The sequence below is a fragment of the Peribacillus sp. B65 genome, assembly GCF_058513295.1.
Genome location: NZ_CP195840.1, coordinates 4,636,340 through 4,651,816 on the forward strand (window position 1 = coordinate 4,636,340; position 15,477 = coordinate 4,651,816).

The 15,477-nt window shown below is 40.5% G+C and carries 15 protein-coding genes and 2 pseudogenes; 4 read left to right on the top strand and 13 right to left on the bottom strand.

Annotated features, from left to right (window positions below; all coding sequences use genetic code 11):
- A partial coding sequence (locus ACSR9O_RS22650) for an SPFH domain-containing protein (protein WP_491725141.1) occupies positions 1-520 on the bottom strand: 520 nt, incomplete at its 3' end.
- Positions 521-541: 21 nt separating this feature from the next.
- A complete protein-coding gene (locus ACSR9O_RS22655; protein WP_101225196.1) occupies positions 542-1,060 on the bottom strand; it encodes an NfeD family membrane protein in 519 nt (172 codons plus the stop codon).
- 275 nt (positions 1,061-1,335) lie between these two features.
- Here ACSR9O_RS22655 and ACSR9O_RS22660 point away from each other — a divergent pair, with 275 nt between their 5' ends.
- Positions 1,336-1,908, top strand: a complete 573-nt coding sequence (locus ACSR9O_RS22660) for a biotin transporter BioY (protein ID WP_230175713.1) — start codon at positions 1,336-1,338, stop codon at positions 1,906-1,908.
- 282 nt (positions 1,909-2,190) lie between these two features.
- On the opposite strand, the gene ACSR9O_RS22665 is transcribed toward ACSR9O_RS22660, so the two are convergent.
- Together ACSR9O_RS22665 and trhA are read right to left on the bottom strand one after the other, a co-directional pair.
- Positions 2,191-2,676, bottom strand: a complete 486-nt coding sequence (locus ACSR9O_RS22665) for a YusW family protein (protein ID WP_491725142.1) — start codon at positions 2,674-2,676, stop codon at positions 2,191-2,193.
- A gap of 99 nt (positions 2,677-2,775) precedes the next feature.
- Positions 2,776-3,420 carry a PAQR family membrane homeostasis protein TrhA gene (trhA, locus tag ACSR9O_RS22670; protein WP_101225198.1) on the bottom strand — a complete coding sequence of 215 codons (645 nt, stop codon included), beginning with the start codon at positions 3,418-3,420 and terminating at the stop codon, positions 2,776-2,778.
- 160 nt (positions 3,421-3,580) lie between these two features.
- On the opposite strand from trhA, the gene ACSR9O_RS22675 reads away from it, so the two are divergent.
- Positions 3,581-4,168 carry a DUF2087 domain-containing protein gene (locus ACSR9O_RS22675; protein WP_491725143.1) on the top strand — a complete coding sequence of 196 codons (588 nt, stop codon included), beginning with the start codon at positions 3,581-3,583 and terminating at the stop codon, positions 4,166-4,168.
- 61 nt (positions 4,169-4,229) lie between these two features.
- Here ACSR9O_RS22675 and ACSR9O_RS22680 read toward each other — a convergent pair whose 3' ends face one another.
- The 4 genes from ACSR9O_RS22680 to ACSR9O_RS22695 all read right to left on the bottom strand — a co-directional run bounded on the left by ACSR9O_RS22680 (position 4,230) and on the right by ACSR9O_RS22695 (position 6,728).
- On the bottom strand, positions 4,230-4,829 hold the full coding sequence (locus ACSR9O_RS22680) for a cell wall hydrolase (RefSeq protein ID WP_101225200.1): 600 nt from the start codon (positions 4,827-4,829) through the stop codon (positions 4,230-4,232).
- A 105-nt stretch (positions 4,830-4,934) separates the two neighbouring features.
- A complete protein-coding gene (locus tag ACSR9O_RS22685; RefSeq protein ID WP_230175711.1) occupies positions 4,935-5,510 on the bottom strand; it encodes a GNAT family N-acetyltransferase in 576 nt (191 codons plus the stop codon).
- A 39-nt stretch (positions 5,511-5,549) separates the two neighbouring features.
- Positions 5,550-5,954: a secondary thiamine-phosphate synthase enzyme YjbQ gene (locus ACSR9O_RS22690; protein WP_230175710.1), complete on the bottom strand. Its 405-nt coding sequence runs from the start codon at positions 5,952-5,954 to the stop codon at positions 5,550-5,552.
- A gap of 537 nt (positions 5,955-6,491) precedes the next feature.
- Positions 6,492-6,728, bottom strand: a complete 237-nt coding sequence (locus ACSR9O_RS22695) for a hypothetical protein (protein ID WP_101225203.1) — start codon at positions 6,726-6,728, stop codon at positions 6,492-6,494.
- Positions 6,729-6,934: 206 nt separating this feature from the next.
- Between ACSR9O_RS22695 and ACSR9O_RS22700 the strand changes: the two are divergent.
- Positions 6,935-7,096 (top strand): annotated as a pseudogene (locus tag ACSR9O_RS22700) (IS1595 family transposase); the annotation flags it as partial.
- 15 nt (positions 7,097-7,111) lie between these two features.
- Positions 7,112-7,331 (top strand): annotated as a pseudogene (locus ACSR9O_RS22705) (IS5/IS1182 family transposase); the annotation flags it as partial.
- Positions 7,332-7,450: 119 nt separating this feature from the next.
- On the opposite strand, the gene ACSR9O_RS22710 reads toward ACSR9O_RS22705, so the two are convergent.
- From ACSR9O_RS22710 to ACSR9O_RS22730, 5 genes are all read right to left on the bottom strand, one after another.
- Positions 7,451-9,343 carry a PTS fructose transporter subunit IIABC gene (locus ACSR9O_RS22710; protein ID WP_491725144.1) on the bottom strand — a complete coding sequence of 631 codons (1,893 nt, stop codon included), beginning with the start codon at positions 9,341-9,343 and terminating at the stop codon, positions 7,451-7,453.
- Positions 9,344-9,347: 4 nt separating this feature from the next.
- Entirely contained in the window at positions 9,348-10,268 is a 921-nt protein-coding gene (gene pfkB, locus ACSR9O_RS22715; RefSeq protein ID WP_101225205.1) for a 1-phosphofructokinase, read from the bottom strand.
- Positions 10,268-11,020, bottom strand: a complete 753-nt coding sequence (locus ACSR9O_RS22720) for a DeoR/GlpR family DNA-binding transcription regulator (protein ID WP_101225206.1) — start codon at positions 11,018-11,020, stop codon at positions 10,268-10,270. Before ACSR9O_RS22720 ends, pfkB begins: the two co-directional genes overlap by 1 nt.
- Before the next feature lie 230 nt (positions 11,021-11,250).
- On the bottom strand, positions 11,251-12,528 hold the full coding sequence (gene odhB, locus ACSR9O_RS22725; protein WP_101225207.1) for a 2-oxoglutarate dehydrogenase complex dihydrolipoyllysine-residue succinyltransferase: 1,278 nt from the start codon (positions 12,526-12,528) through the stop codon (positions 11,251-11,253).
- Position 12,529: 1 nt separating this feature from the next.
- A complete protein-coding gene (locus tag ACSR9O_RS22730) occupies positions 12,530-15,382 on the bottom strand; it encodes a 2-oxoglutarate dehydrogenase E1 component (protein WP_101225208.1) in 2,853 nt (950 codons plus the stop codon).
- Positions 15,383-15,477 lie beyond the last annotated feature (95 nt).

Sequence of the window (15,477 nt, forward strand, 5' to 3'; positions counted from 1 at the left end):
GATCCTGCGAGGCTACCCTCTGTACTTCCTGGGAAAACTTTTCACGGTTTTTATAAATTTCCTCGACTGTCATCGAACCAAGGATGGAACGAAGATGTCCCTCCAAGACTTCCCGCGCTTCCTGTTCACGGTCATCTTTTGATTTACCAAGAAATTGCTCTGCCGCTGTGGCGATATCGGTGATTGAACTGCCAATCTTGATTATCGATACACCATCTGCCATGACAGGAACTCCCTGTTCCGTATATACTTCAGGAGTTGAGACCTCAAGCTTGCTTGATAACAAGCTTAGTGGTTCCGCTTGCTGGAACACCGGGAGAACGAATGCACCACCGCCGCGGACGATTTTAATTTTATTTCCTGATTCGTCGATGTGAACATTTTTGCTTCCTAAATAGCTTCCGGTCACGATCAATGCTTCATCAGGACCAGCAGTACGGTATTTCGTAATAAAGACAGCAATAAGTGCGATAAGTAAAAATGCAACAATGGCGACAACAATCCAAATTAAATCAAACATAACTTACCTCCTACCCTTTTTTTAATCCTGGTGGGGCATAACATAGACAACCCCATTTTTAACTTCGATGATCAAGACCTTTGAATCCGAAACAATACCTTCATTCTTATAACTTGCCGCAGTTTTCGCGATGCTTCCGCTGATGCTTTCAATCAGGACTTCCCCAAACCCGTCAACTGGGATTGATGTCAGAACCCTGCCGACCCTCCCTCTCAGGTCATTATCATGAAATGTCAAACTTTCTTCCGCTGATGAGATGGGAATCAAAACAAATACATTCAGTAAAGTGACGATAATTAATGAAATGATCAGGGAAATGCCGGCACTCAATCCAGCATTAAGTCCTGAAAGCGATTCAAACAAAAACCCACTCGCAAAAAACACGGTGAAAAAGCTAAAGATGAGAGTTGGATTAAATATATCCGGTAATTCAAGGCCGGAAAATATATCATTAAACAAAATAAATAAGAATGTTAGCCCCCCGAATATAATTAATCCATATAAATAGACTGTTTCTAACGGAACCCCAAATAACTCCATCTTTTTCATCCTTTAGATTCGATTTTTCCAAGCCGCTTACTACTTTAAGGACCTGGGATAAGCGTTTTACCAACAATGATAATATCTGGTTATAATCCCCTCCAATTACTTTGCTTACCATTTATACGAATGACGCATTCAAAAAGTTTCATTTATTTTAAAAGACCATTATTGAAATAAAATTCATAATACCATTGACAGTGTTTACTTAACATATTAAAATTCTTTATATGTTAACTCGTTACATAACTAGGTTTACATTAGGAGGAAGCACGATGAAGGAACGTCATGAGAAGTTAAGAATGATGATGGTTACAGCTTTATTTGCAGCACTTATAGGAATACTTGCCCAAATTACAATTCCACTGCCCATAGTACCGATTACAGGACAGACTCTAGCTGTTGGATTGGCAGCTACGATACTCGGTTCACGTTATGGAACCTCTTCCGTTTTATTATATTTGTTCATTGGAGCAGCGGGTGTTCCTGTATTCGCTGAAATGTCAGGAGGGCTTGCTAAAATATTCGGTCCTACTGGCGGTTATTTATTATCCTATATCCCGACAGTGTATATAACGGGTTTGATATTGGAAAAAACGCGTTTCTCAGTTGCGATGGCTTTCCTTGCAAATACAATCGGGATGATAGTTACTTTGGTCATCGGTACGGTTTGGTTAAAATATATGAGTTCATTATCTTGGCCAGTGGCATTTGCCAGCGGTTTTGCTCCATTTATAATTGTAGGCGTTTTAAAGGCATTCCTTGCATCTTGGCTTGGCATTACAATCCGTTCAAGGTTAGCGTCGGCTAATATGCTGCCAAAAAAAAATGCACCACTTTCCCAATGATGGGTAAATGAAAGAGAGGGTACCGCTAGTGGTACCCTCTCTTTCATCTATATTCAAAATTCCGGAACTCTGCATAAAAAAAAGACTCTTAAAAAGAATCTTTTTTACAAGTATTTATTGCGGTCCTATCCCCATAAGTCCGAATATGAATAGCAAATGTATATTATCCCCTTTGCTAACCGTAATCATTTTACTATAGTAACAGTAATTTGACAACTATTGAGGACACAATGAACATGCTACCATTTTATTACACAAGGAAGAATATAGTAACGGATTTGGTTACTTATTATTCACTTTATATTCTTTTTTCGTACCATCTTCGAAAACGACCTCTAGATCGAATTCTTGATAGTCATCTTTCAAATTAAAAGCTTTTGTCACTTCTTGAATGACTTCCTCATCTGATGAATCTTTGGTGAATGTCAATTTTTCTAAAATCGGGGTCAATTCTTTCATTGCTTCATCACCGTGAACTTCATGTTTGTTAAGTTTGTCCTCGATCGAAGCTTCTGTTTGGGCTCCCATGGTATCATATTCAGCTTCGTATTCGTTATCATTGCCTTTATAATCCACTTCTAATTGAAAATCCTTATAAGTGAAAGGCAGTTTTTCATTATTATCCGTTCCTGTTTCAGGGTTATTTTCCGCTTGATTTTCATTTTCCTGAACTGGCGGGTTTTTCACTTCATCGTTTTCTTCGCCGCATCCAGCCAAAACAAGCATAGCCGCAAACGGGACCGATAATATTTTGATTGATCTTCTCATTAGTTTTTTCCTCCTTTAGTTTGTATACGTTATTTATTTCCTAATAGGGGGCATTTAAAACCTCAAGAATCTCTCAGATACATCATATCAACGAAGTTATCATAGTGGAAGGATATAAAACAATACCGCAAAAAAGTGTGTGACAGACCCCCCAAGCACGAATACATGCCAAACCGCATGATGAAACGGAAAACCGCGCCAAACATAAAAGATGGCTCCAAACGTATAAAGCAATCCCCCTGCAATCAATAACTGGATACCAGCTGAAGGCATCGTTGCTGTAAGTGGTCCCCAAACGATAACGATCATCCACCCCATCGCAATATAGAGAATCGTCGAAAGGAAGAGGAATCTTTTCACATAGAAAGCTTTGAAGACGACGCCTATGATTGCAACTCCCCAAATTATACCTAGCAGTGTCCAGCCGAGTGACCCTTGGATCACAAGAAGCATGATGGGCGTGTATGTCCCGGCAATGAATATATATATGGCTGAATGATCAAAGATTTCAAATATATCCTTCGTTTTGCCCTCTGGAAAACTATGCACTAAAGTGGAAGAAACATATAAAAGAAGCATGGAAACACCATAAATGACTGAAATGACTACATGCCAAGGCGATCCTGTTTGGGCTGAGAATATGATTAAAAACACAAGGGCGGCAATACTTAACAAAACGCCGATACCGTGGGTTATCGCATTGACCACTTCTTCTTTTTTTGTATAAACATGTGTATTAGCCATGTTACAGCTCCTTAATTCCGGCTTAATTTTTTTGTATTCACCTAAAGTATACACCAGTTCTTCCAAGCAATATAGAAAAGTGAATATTAACTTGATTAATACCCACTAATTAGATTATCATCTAATTAGATGATAACCTAATTAGAAAAGGGGGATAAAAGTGCAATTAGAAAAATTGGTCGCTTTCCACAAAACGATTGGTGATGTAACCAGGATCAGGATTATATCCATCCTTGCAAATGGCCCGAAACACGGACAGGCAATTGCGGGAATATTGAAATTGACGGCCCCGACCATATCACACCATTTAACGAAATTGAAGGACATTAATTTAGTGAAGGATCGCAGGGAAAAAAATACGGTATATTATTTTTTGAATGAAGATGTACTGAAGCATTATTCGTCAGCATTACCTAAAATGGTTTCAAATAAGGGGGACTCTAATAATATGGATAATCAAAAGCTGAATTTAGAACACAAAAAGATCCTTGAAAACTTCTATACGCCAGATGGCCGACTAAAAACAATACCGGCACAAAGGAAAAAGAAAATGATCATCCTTCATCATATTGGCAGCCTTCTGGAAAAGGGACGTAAGTATCCAGAAAAAGAACTGAATGAATTCATACAGTCATTCCATGATGATTATGCAACGATAAGGCGTGAACTCATTATCGGAAGCATCATGTACCGTGAAAACAGCATTTATGAGCTGAATCCCCGCGAGATGTGGGCTGACATCGTTTAACGGAAGGATTCTAAATTAAAAACCGGCCTCCCATTTGGAAAGCCGGTTCTTGAGATGCAGTTTATATGGCAAAATGGTGACCGCCGATTATTTTGATTACATCTAATTGTTTCATCCATTCGCTGTCCGAAATGCTAGGATTCCAAAAGTACAATGCATCATTTGTATAGCCATGAATCGCCAATGCTTCATTGACAGCTTTCTTGGCGTCATCTCCTGCTGGTTTATTTATACTGCCATCACCAACAGGCGAGAATTGGTTTTTTTGATAGATGACTTCCCGTACCGTATCAGGAAATTCATCGCTATCAAGGCGATTCAAAACAACTCCTGCCACCTCGACCTTACCTCTGTATGGCTCCCCTTTAGCTTCTGCATGCACAAGCCTTGCTAATAATTCTTTATCTTTTTCATTCATTACATGTGGAATAATCAATGTTTTACCGGGCTCGGCAACATTATTTACATTATTATTGACTTCTTTCAACTTACCGATTGGAACACCGTGCTGCTTCGCAATATCCCATATCGATTCACCTTGTTTAATGACATGTTTGGTTGATCCATCCGAAGCTTTACTGGTCGTTCCCTTAGGAAAAGCTATCCCAAGTATGATGACACTTAGAGTCATTATCACAGTTATTATAACTGATAATTTCATCCTGTAACCTCCTCGTTAAGCATCTTCCTAGGATAACAGACCATATGGGAGAAAACAGTGCTAAATTTTTTCCAAGGAAATGAAGGAAAAATTTTCACGGGTCTATTAACTTCGAAATTTTAATGATTTCCATTCTTCCCTTAGCATTCCCATTCTGATTGAATCGTAATAATAACCATCATGATAACGGCATTTTCTCATCCTTCCCTCTACTTGCATGCCCACCTTTTCTCCAACTGCGATCATACGTTCATTACCTGACCACGTCGTCAGACCAACCCGCTCAATCTCCATTTTTTCGAATAAATAACCTATGTATAACATTAACGCTTCTGTTCCGTAACCGCCGTTCCAATACTCGGGCTCAAAAATCGTAATTCCGATTTCAAGCCAGCGTGAAGGTTCATGTTCCCAGTAATATACAACAGAGCCTATTATTTGATCGTTTTTTTCCATTAATAACTCGGAGTAAGCCCCCATTTTCTCATCATAGGTTTTATGCTTCAGTTCTTTTTCGATATACGTTTGGAAATCAATGAGTTCTAGAGGATAATAAGGTGCATCCCACTTTTTCCATTCTGGATCGGCTTCTCCATATTTCAGGCTCCATAAACGTTTTAAATCGGCTTGTTTAACATTCCTCAATATTACTTTGCTTCCTTCAATCCAAACATCGTCCAATCCGCTTCCTCCCACTTCATCCTTGCCATACCTTCCATTTTACCGGTCGACACATAATTTTATAAAATATTGCCTTTCTCTGGGACCATCGAATTCACAAAAATATACACCCTGCCATGTACCAAGGATTAAGCTCCCTTTATGGATAATCACCTGCTGTGAAGAACCAACCGTACTTGATTTCAAATGGGCAGCCGTGTTTCCTTCCATATGTAAATCCAATGTATGGTTCCATGGGTATTGCTCATCAAATCTTCTTAGCATATCCTTTTTGACATCGGGATCAGCATTTTCATTAATCGTGATTCCTGCTGTCGTATGTGGACAATATATAAGAGCTATCCCCTCTTGAACCCCATTTTCATTAATGAAGGCCTGTACTTCCGTCGTTACATCAATCATATCATCCCTTTTCGTCGTTTTTAAGGTATTTTTCTTCAGCATGTACGTTCACTCCCTTTTGTCAATTTAATACTCCTTTACCCATAAACATAACATTCATGCTTTAAAAAACCAGTCGATATTAAGATTAGCAAACCTTATAATAATTATTTTGTTTTAATATTGGATCTATAAGGAATGAGGGAGGTGAGAATGGTTTGAATCCGGATCGACCAATTGAGGACTGTGCGAAAAATCCCATTCGGCTCTTGTAGTTGAAAATAAGATAGGCTATAGGCTTCTAGCCACATTTAATAATTAATCATATATCTTTTAAAGTGACGCAAGGTTTCCTGAAGCGAACCGCATTTTTGTATCACCCTTTCGGCAACCGGATTGAAGTTTTGGATTGGATATAAGAAAAGCGGACCCGATGTAATTGGATTCGCTTTCAGACTGAAGACAAACTCAACGAAAATCGAGTTTGTCTTCAGTTTTTTTGTTTTAGGCTATGTTAATTTTCATTGTTAATTTACGATTGAAATAACAGCTAATCGAATAAAATGAATTTATCCTCTTGTGTAAGTTGCCGATATAGCATTAGTTCTCACCCAATTCTAACTCCTTTATGCTCATGCCTTCCGTGGTTAATCGGAATAGACCGAACATTACTGGATTAGCTTGCACCCACCCTTCACGGACTAACTCTTTAAGAGTCTGATTTATACAGGATAGAGTTCCCCATTCTTTCGGAAGACGGCCAGAAATTTGAATCGGTGTCTGCCAATCAGTGGTTAATGATAGCAACAAGTTTCGTTGTTTTGGGGTCAAATCCATACTTACTACCTCCCAGTTTTTAGGTCGCCATTATTAATGGTACGTTCTTAATGACTGAAAAGTTTCGTTAATCGGTAATAAACAGCTATCTACAATGATTTTTCTTATAGATAAATTATCACTTCAATATTGTGTAACCCCAATTAGCCAAAGCTCGATCGGCACTAAATTGACATCGGACAATACGCTTGCTAGATGCTTGAATGGCTTTTTCTTCGTATGTAAAAAGCAAAGGATTGGATCCTTGCCGTTTTAAATCAGATGGAACAGAACGTGTTAAAGGACTCTACCACATCCAGAATCCGAAAAATTATCACAGCCATATAAAAGGTTGGTTTTATTTTTTAGGTATAGTGAAACATCTATCCTAAGGAAGCACGTGCCATCAAGGACACATTCAAGAAGAAATAAATCAAGATCGTAAAAACAGTGTAAAGAAGTCCTTTCCACCAGATAAGATTATCAAGAAAGAAAACAGGGAGATTAAAGAAAGTTCAACTGATCCTGAGAGTAGCTACTATGTGCAAGAGAACAAAACAGTTTGCCTATTCGTTTCATGCGGCAGCAGAAAATACGCATGATAGTCACTTAGATCCTCTATTAATAACTGCTTCCATCAAATAAAATTAAAAAAGGTTCCGGAACGATGCCATTCCGAAACCTTTTTGTCTACAAACTGAATGCGGATCCAATGTACTTGGACCCGCTTTCTTTCAGTTTTTTTATATCCGTTTCTTTTTCCAGAATCCCAATATTAAAGCGGTAATAAGGGCTCCTATTAAAATAGCCAGCAAATAGCGGAAAGGATGGTTGACTAGAGGGATGACAAATATTCCCCCATGAGGCGCTGGCAAAGTTACACCAAAAGCCATTGACAGGGCCCCTGCCGTCGCTGCCCCAACAACACTGCTGACGATAACTCGCAATGGATCCGCCGCCGCAAAAGGAATGGCACCCTCTGTGATGAATGAAGCACCCATGAAGTAATTAGTGAATCCGGACTTCCTTTCCATTTCACTGAATTTACTTTTAAAGAATGTTGTTGCAAATGCGATTCCCAGGGGAGGAACCATTCCGCCAGCCATTACTGCAGCATGCGGTCCGAAACTTGATGCCTCAATGGCTGCAATACCAAAGGTGAATGCTGCTTTATTTAAAGGTCCGCCCATATCCACAGCCATCATACCCCCAAGAATCAGGCCCAGGAATATTGCGTTCGTTCCGGATAAGCCCTGAAGCCAATTGGTCAGGCCCGTGTTAATTGCTGTTACTGGTTCATTTATAAGAAATATCATGATAAACCCTGTAATTAACATTCCGAAAACAGGATAGAGTAAAACCGGTTTAATGCCATCGAGTGTTTGCGGTAACTTGGAAAACAATTTTCTTAAAAGTAATACGACATAACCTGCAAGGAAACCGGCGATCAGTCCGCCAAGAAAACCGGCATTGGCCTGTGCTGCCAATAATCCCCCTACCATACCAGGAGCAAAACCTGGACGGTCGGCAATACTTGAAGCAATGAATCCAGCCAGGACAGGGATAAGCAAGAAGAAAGCACCATTTCCACCGCCAATATCACTTAATGCTTTGGCAATCGGATTATACTCCGGATTTGCCGGATCGGCTGCCTCTATCCCGAAAAAGAAAGAAAGCGCAATCAGGATTCCGCCCCCGACGACAAATGGAAGCATATTACTTACGCCATTCATTAAGTGCTTGTAGATCCCCAATCCTCCTTTAGCTGAATCACCTTCATCAGTTTTATCATTTCCAGTTCCTTTGTAAACAGGTGCATCCTGATTCACGGCTCTGGTTAACAGCTCCTCGGTCTTCCGGATTCCATGGGCAACAGGCACTATAATGACATGTTTTCCATTAAAACGATCCATTTCCACCTGCTTATCCGCTGCGACGATAATTGCATCCGCCTCATCAATCTCGGCGGCGGTTAAACCATTTTTGATTCCTGTGGAACCATTTGTTTCCACTTTGAAATCGATTCCCATTTCCTTCGCTTTGGCCTTTAACGCATCGGCAGCCATATAAGTATGGGCAATTCCTGTTGGACATGCTGTAACGGCAAGGATTTTACCTCCTTTATCGTTACCACTGGCATCATTACTTGATTGCTCCTCTTCCCTTTCTTCTTCATAAGCCTCCATTTCTTTTTGATTGATTATCTCCAACACTTCCTCACCGGAAGAAGCAGAAATCAAGCGGGCTCTGAATTTATCATCCATCAGTAACGAAGAAAGCCGTGAAAGGGTTTCCAAGTGATCTGCATTCGCTCCTTCACTTGCTGCAATCATAAAGAACAAATGAGCTGGCTGCCCATCAAGCGATTCATAATCAACACCACTGACCGATTTGCCGAAACAGATGGCTGGTACCCTTACAGCATTTGTTTTTGCGTGCGGTATGGCTATCCCCTCACCAATCCCTGTTGTGCTTTGCTCTTCACGTTTTAAGATGGCAGCTTTGAAACCCTCCACATCGTTTAACCTGTCTGCCTCGGCCAACTTTCCTGATAGTTCATCAATGACTGCTTGCTTTGTAACACTTTGCAAATCTATTATGATTGTATCCAATTTTAACAAGTCTGTAATTTTCATAGAGTCAGCCTCCTGTTAGTTGATTGATGGCAATTTGCGGTAATAACTCTTCAATTTTATCCAGTGTACCGAGATCGGATGAAAAGGCTGTAGCACTTCCTGCGGCAAGACTGAAGCGGAAAGCGGATAAAATATCCCCTGTCCTTTCATATGTCCCGATGAAACCTGCGACCATGGAATCACCGGCACCCACTGAGTTGATGACGTTCCCTTTTGGAACATTTGCGGAATATGAATCTCCACCGGTGCAAAGCACGGCCCCCTGTCCCGCCATTGAAACAATAACATTTTGTGCTCCTGCTTCAACCAATTTAGTACCATATTCTCTAGCATCATCAACCGTCCTTATTTCTGTGGAAAAAAGCTCACCCAGTTCATGGTGATTCGGCTTTATTAAAAATGGCCGGTGTGGAAGGACATTCAATAATCCCTTGCCACTCGTATCCACCACCACTTTAATGCCGTTATCGGAACATGACCTTGCCATGGCTTCGTATACATCCGATGGAACGCTTGGAGGGATGCTTCCTGACAAAATGAGGATATCATTATTATTCAACTGTTCAATTTGACTAAATAATTGTTGATAATTCCCTTTTGAAATGACTGGCCCTTGGCTATTAATTTCGGTCTCCAGCCCTGTCTTCAATTTGATGTTTATTCTTGTATCTCCAGCTATCTCTGTAAAGTCCGTGAAAATCTCTTCCTGTCTTAAGAACCTTTTTACAAATTCACCTGTTTGTCCACCGATGAATCCTAAAGCTGTCGTACTATTGCCCAGCCTTTTAAGCACTCGGGAAACATTGATCCCTTTCCCTCCAGGGAATTTTGCATCATAACTGGTTCGATTCACCTTGCCCATTTGAAAACTTTCCACCTCGACAAGGTAATCGATGGATGGGTTGAGTGTCACTGTATAAATCATTAAATGGTCACGACCTTTACCTTTGGATTTTTATCGAGTTGAGCAACAGCCTCTTCATCATTGCTGTCTGTAAGGATTATGGCATCGCTTACATCTGCCACCTTAGCGAAAGTAGCTTCATTCAGTTTTGAACTGTCAGCAAGCACATAAGTTTCGTTAGAGAGGCGTAACGCCATCTTCTTCAGTAGGGCTTCTTCCGGGTCGGGTGTTGTGAAACCCAAATCTTGATGGATGCCGTTCATTCCCAAGAAACATTTATCAAAACGGTATTCATTCAAAAACTGTACAGCATTACTTCCTATAACCGCATTTGTCGAAAATTTAATCGTTCCGCCAACTAACACTGTTTTGATTTCCAATTCGATGAGTTTTGGAATATGCATAAGACCATTTGTCAGCACCGTTATATTTTTATCCTTTAAATAAGGAATCATTTCCGCAGTTGTCGTGCCTGCATCAAGATATATACAATCATTTTTCTCTATGAATGAAGCCGCCAGCTTTGCTATAAGTTGTTTTTCAGCTCTTGCTTTGTTTTGTTTTTCAATAGTTGTTGGTTCAAGGCCTTTTCTTTGAAGTAAAGAGGCCCCGCCATGCACACGCTTCAAGAGCTTCATTTCTTCGAGTTGCACTAAATCTCTCCGAATGGTCGACTCCGAGGCTTGTAGCTGATCTACAAGCTCCTGCAGCTTTACCGTTCCATGTTCTTTAAGGATCGATAAGATGAACTGGTGCCTTTCAGTTGTCAACAATTCGCCCACCTCACTTTAATATCATCATCATATATGAAAACGAAGGAATAATCAATCACAAACGTTTAAAAATACTCAAATTCATTCAAAAATACCTTCAAAAACATTCAATTTCAATTGAGATAACCTTTCTTGAACCTCATTATCTCTTTTTCTATGAAAATATCCTTTCAGTTCTTCAAACAAAAAACCCCCATGTCATGATGACAGGGGGGTTTCTTATTATTTTATTAGCCTTGAAGTAAAAGTTGTTCTGGATCTTCCAGCATATCTTTGATAGCCACTAAGAAACCAACAGCTTCTTTTCCGTCTACGATACGGTGATCATAAGATAATGCAAGGTACATCATTGGTCTGTTTTCGATTTGATCTCCAACAGCGATTGGACGAGTCTTGATTGTATGCATGCCCAAGATCCCAACTTGAGGGGCATTCAAGATTGGTGTTGATAATAGGGAACCGAAAGTCCCTCCATTTGTGATGGTGAAAGTACCACCTGATAAATCTGAAAGTCCCAGTTTGTTGTTACGCGCTTTAACAGCTAAATCGGAAATGTTCTTCTCGATTTCAGCAAAGCTTTTGCGGTCAGCATCCCTTACTACCGGAACAACAAGACCTTCATCTGTGGATACAGCTACACCGATATCATAAAAATTCTTTTTCAGGATATGGTCGCCTTGGATTTCAGCATTCAATAGCGGATATTTTTTCAATGCGCCAATGACCGCTTTAGTGAAGAATGACATGAAACCAAGTTTAACGTCATTTGTTTTCACGAAAGAATCCTTATGGCGGTTACGCAATTCCATGACTGCAGAAAGATCGACTTCGTTAAAAGTAGTAAGCATGGCTGCTTCGGATTGTACTTGAACTAGACGTTTGGCAATGGTTTGACGACGGCGTGTCATCTTAACCACTTCAATGCGGTCATCATTCACTTCAACAGGAGCGGCTGCTTGTTTAGCTGCAGGAGCTTGTTTTGGAGCTGCCGCAGGTGCTGTAGGAGCTGCAGGAGCATTACTTGCTGCTTCTACGTCTTGTACACGTACACGACCTAGTGGGTCGGCTACAGGCACTTGAGTCAAGTCAATTCCTTTTTCACGAGCCAATTTCCTTGCAGCTGGTGAAGCAATAACTTGTTGAGTGGATGATGCTTCTTTCGCTTCTGCTTTAGGAGCCTCTTTAGCAGGAGCCGCTTGTTCAGCCTTAGCTGGTTCTGCTTTAGCTTCTTCAACCTTAGGAGCTTCCGCTTTTGGAGCTGCTGCAGCTGATCCATTTTCATCAACGATGGCGATAGCCTGTCCGACTTGGACAGTATCGCCTTCTTCTGCTAAATGTTCCGAAAGTGTACCAGTATAATCTGAAATGATTTCCACGTTGACTTTATCCGTTTCAAGTTCAAGGACATATTCTCCTTTTTCAACGTGATCACCGGGTTGTTTTAACCATTGCGCAATAGATCCTTCAGAAATTGATTCTGCTAATTCAGGTACTTTTACTTCAGCCATTTTATTTCTCCCCCTCATTATTGCGTGTAATTGCTTGAGTCATAATCCGTTGTTGTTCATTTTTATGGACAAGTGGATCTCCCTCAGCCGGGCTTGATCTGCGCTTCCTTCCTATATATGTTACTGAAAGATTGCCAGGAGCCGCTGCATTTAGGCGAGGTTCAACAAATGTCCAAGCACCCATGTTTTTAGGTTCTTCTTGAGCCCAGAAGATTTCTTTAAGATTTGTATATTTTTTCAGGGCTTCTTGAACTCCAGTGAATGGGAATGGATAAATTTCTTCGATACTGATGATTTGCAACCAATCCGTATTTTTTTCAGTTGCCGCTTTTTCACGAAGTTCAACCGCCAATTTACCTGAAGCAAAAACAATGCGTTCAACCGATTTAGGTTTTTTGCCCAATGCTTTGGTTTCTACGAATGATTCAAATGCGCCTTCACTGAATTCTTCTGCTGTAGAAGCCATCACTTGATTACGGAGCATACTCTTCGGTGTCATGATGACTAGCGGACGTACTTGCTCTTGATCCAAAATCTTAGCTTGTCTTCTAAGGATATGGAAGTATTGAGCTGCCGAACTTAAGTTGGCAACTGTCCAGTTGTTTTCAGCTGCTAATTGAAGGAAGCGTTCCAGTCGTGCACTTGAGTGCTCTGGTCCTTGTCCTTCATAACCATGTGGAAGCAGCATGACAAGACCTGATTTTTGACCCCATTTTGCACGGCCTGCCGCGATGAATTGGTCAAAGATCACTTGTGCTGTATTAGCGAAGTCACCGAATTGCCCTTCCCATAATACAAGTGTCTCAGGTGCAAATACATTATAACCATATTCATAAGCCAGAACTGCCGTTTCAGTAAGCGGGCTGTTATGAACAGCGAATGATGCTTTGGCAGTTTCAAGTGTGTGAAGTGGTGAATATGTTTTGCCATTAACACTATCATGTAACATGATATTACGTTGTGCGAATGTTCCACGCTCTGAATCTTGTCCTGTCAAACGGATTGGTGTGCCGTCACTCAATATGGATGCAAATGCCAATGTCTCGGCATGAGCCCAATCAATTTTTCCGTCAGCACCAAAGGAATCCAAGCGACGTGATAAAATCTTTCCTAATTTTTTATTAGGAGTGAATCCTTCCGGCCACTTAACAAGTTCTTCGTTAATTGTAACAAGTTCTTGTTTCGGAACTGCCGTTTCAATCGCTGGAAGTCCTTTTTCAATAATCCCAGGAGGATTACACTCTTTAGAAGCTTCCGGTTTATTTCCGGAAATTTTCGCATATGCATCTGCAAGCCTTGTATCCACTTGCTCAGCAATCGCTTTAACTTCGGCTTCAGTGAACTCGCCAGTTTCAATAAGTTTTTTCCCATAAAGCTCTTTAACGGTTGGGTGCTTATGAATTAATGCATACATTTCAGGTTGAGTCACCAATGGCTCATCCATTTCGTTATGGCCGAAACGTCTGTAACCGATCAGGTCGATCAAGAAATCCTTGTTGTATTTTTCACGATATAGGTTAGCAAGGTTCACAGCAGCCATACATGCTTCTGGATCATCTGCATTCACATGCACGATCGGCACTTCAAAGCCTTTTGCCAAATCACTAGCATATAAAGTTGAACGTGAATCTTCACTTTCCGTTGTAAAACCGATCATGTTATTGGCAATGATATGGATGGCGCCGCCAACTTGATAACCGCGTAAACGGCTTAAGTTAAACGTTTCAGGTACAATTCCTTCACCTGGGAATGCTGCATCACCATGAATCAGGATTGCAAGGGATTTGGAAATGTCCTGAACAGGGAATCCTTTTTCTGAACGGTCTTCTTGAGCCGCACGAGAATACCCTTCCACGATTGGGCCGACCACTTCCAAGTGACTTGGGTTATTGGCAAGTGTAATCCTTGCTTTTTGTATATTAGCTTTAGTAATCTGTTTATCCAGACCTAAATGGTATTTAACATCACCGGTCCATCCATTGTTAATGCCTGTTGAACCTTCGGAAGGAACCAAATCTTTATTAGGTGAATGTTGGAATTCAGAGAAAATGACCTCATATGGCTTTCCTAATACATGTGCAAGCACATTCAAACGTCCACGGTGAGCCATGGCAATATTCACATTCCCCGTTCCGTTTTGAACAGTTTGTGAAATCATTTCATCTAAGATCGGAACCAAAGCATCCAGTCCTTCAATAGAGAAACGTTTTTGCCCTACATATGTGCGGTGAAGGAATTTCTCGAAGCCTTCTACTTCATTCAATCGTTTAAGTAATAGTTCTCTTTTCTCTTTTCCCACTTCCGGGAACATGTTTCCGGATTCGACCATATCAGTAAGCCATTGCTTTTCATCCAAGTCATTAACATGATGAAATTCAAAGGCTATCGTTTTTGTATAGAGTTGTTTTAGGTATTGTACGGCTTCGTATCCGTCTTTCACGTCTTCAGGTGATTCCGGACAAATTAAGTCAGCCGGTATTTTCCTTAAATCATCTGCAGTCAAGCCATATTTTTCAAAGTGAATTTGTTCAGTGTCCAGAGCTTCTTCTTTTAAAGGATAAATATTTGCAGCAAGATGTCCGTATGCACGGATATTTTCAGCTAAATTAACTGCAGACATAATTTTCTTCATTGGAAGAACTTCTCCAGTTTGTACAGTTAGTGCACTTCCAGTCGTTGTTTCTGCCGATACATCGAACGAAGGAGGACCAGATACTTCAAAAAAGTTTTTCAGTTCCGGATCCACTTCTTCCGGGTTGGCTAGAAATAAATCGTATTGCTCCATGACATACCCAAGGTTTGGACCCGAAAAAGTTTTCCATTGGTCGTATACCTTAGAATCATTGATGGTCATTTTGTAAACCCCCAAATTTTTCTCATAATTTTTTTCATTTCGTTTTATCCATCCCCAAATTTCTTTCTTCTAAATTTTCCCCAAATATATGATAT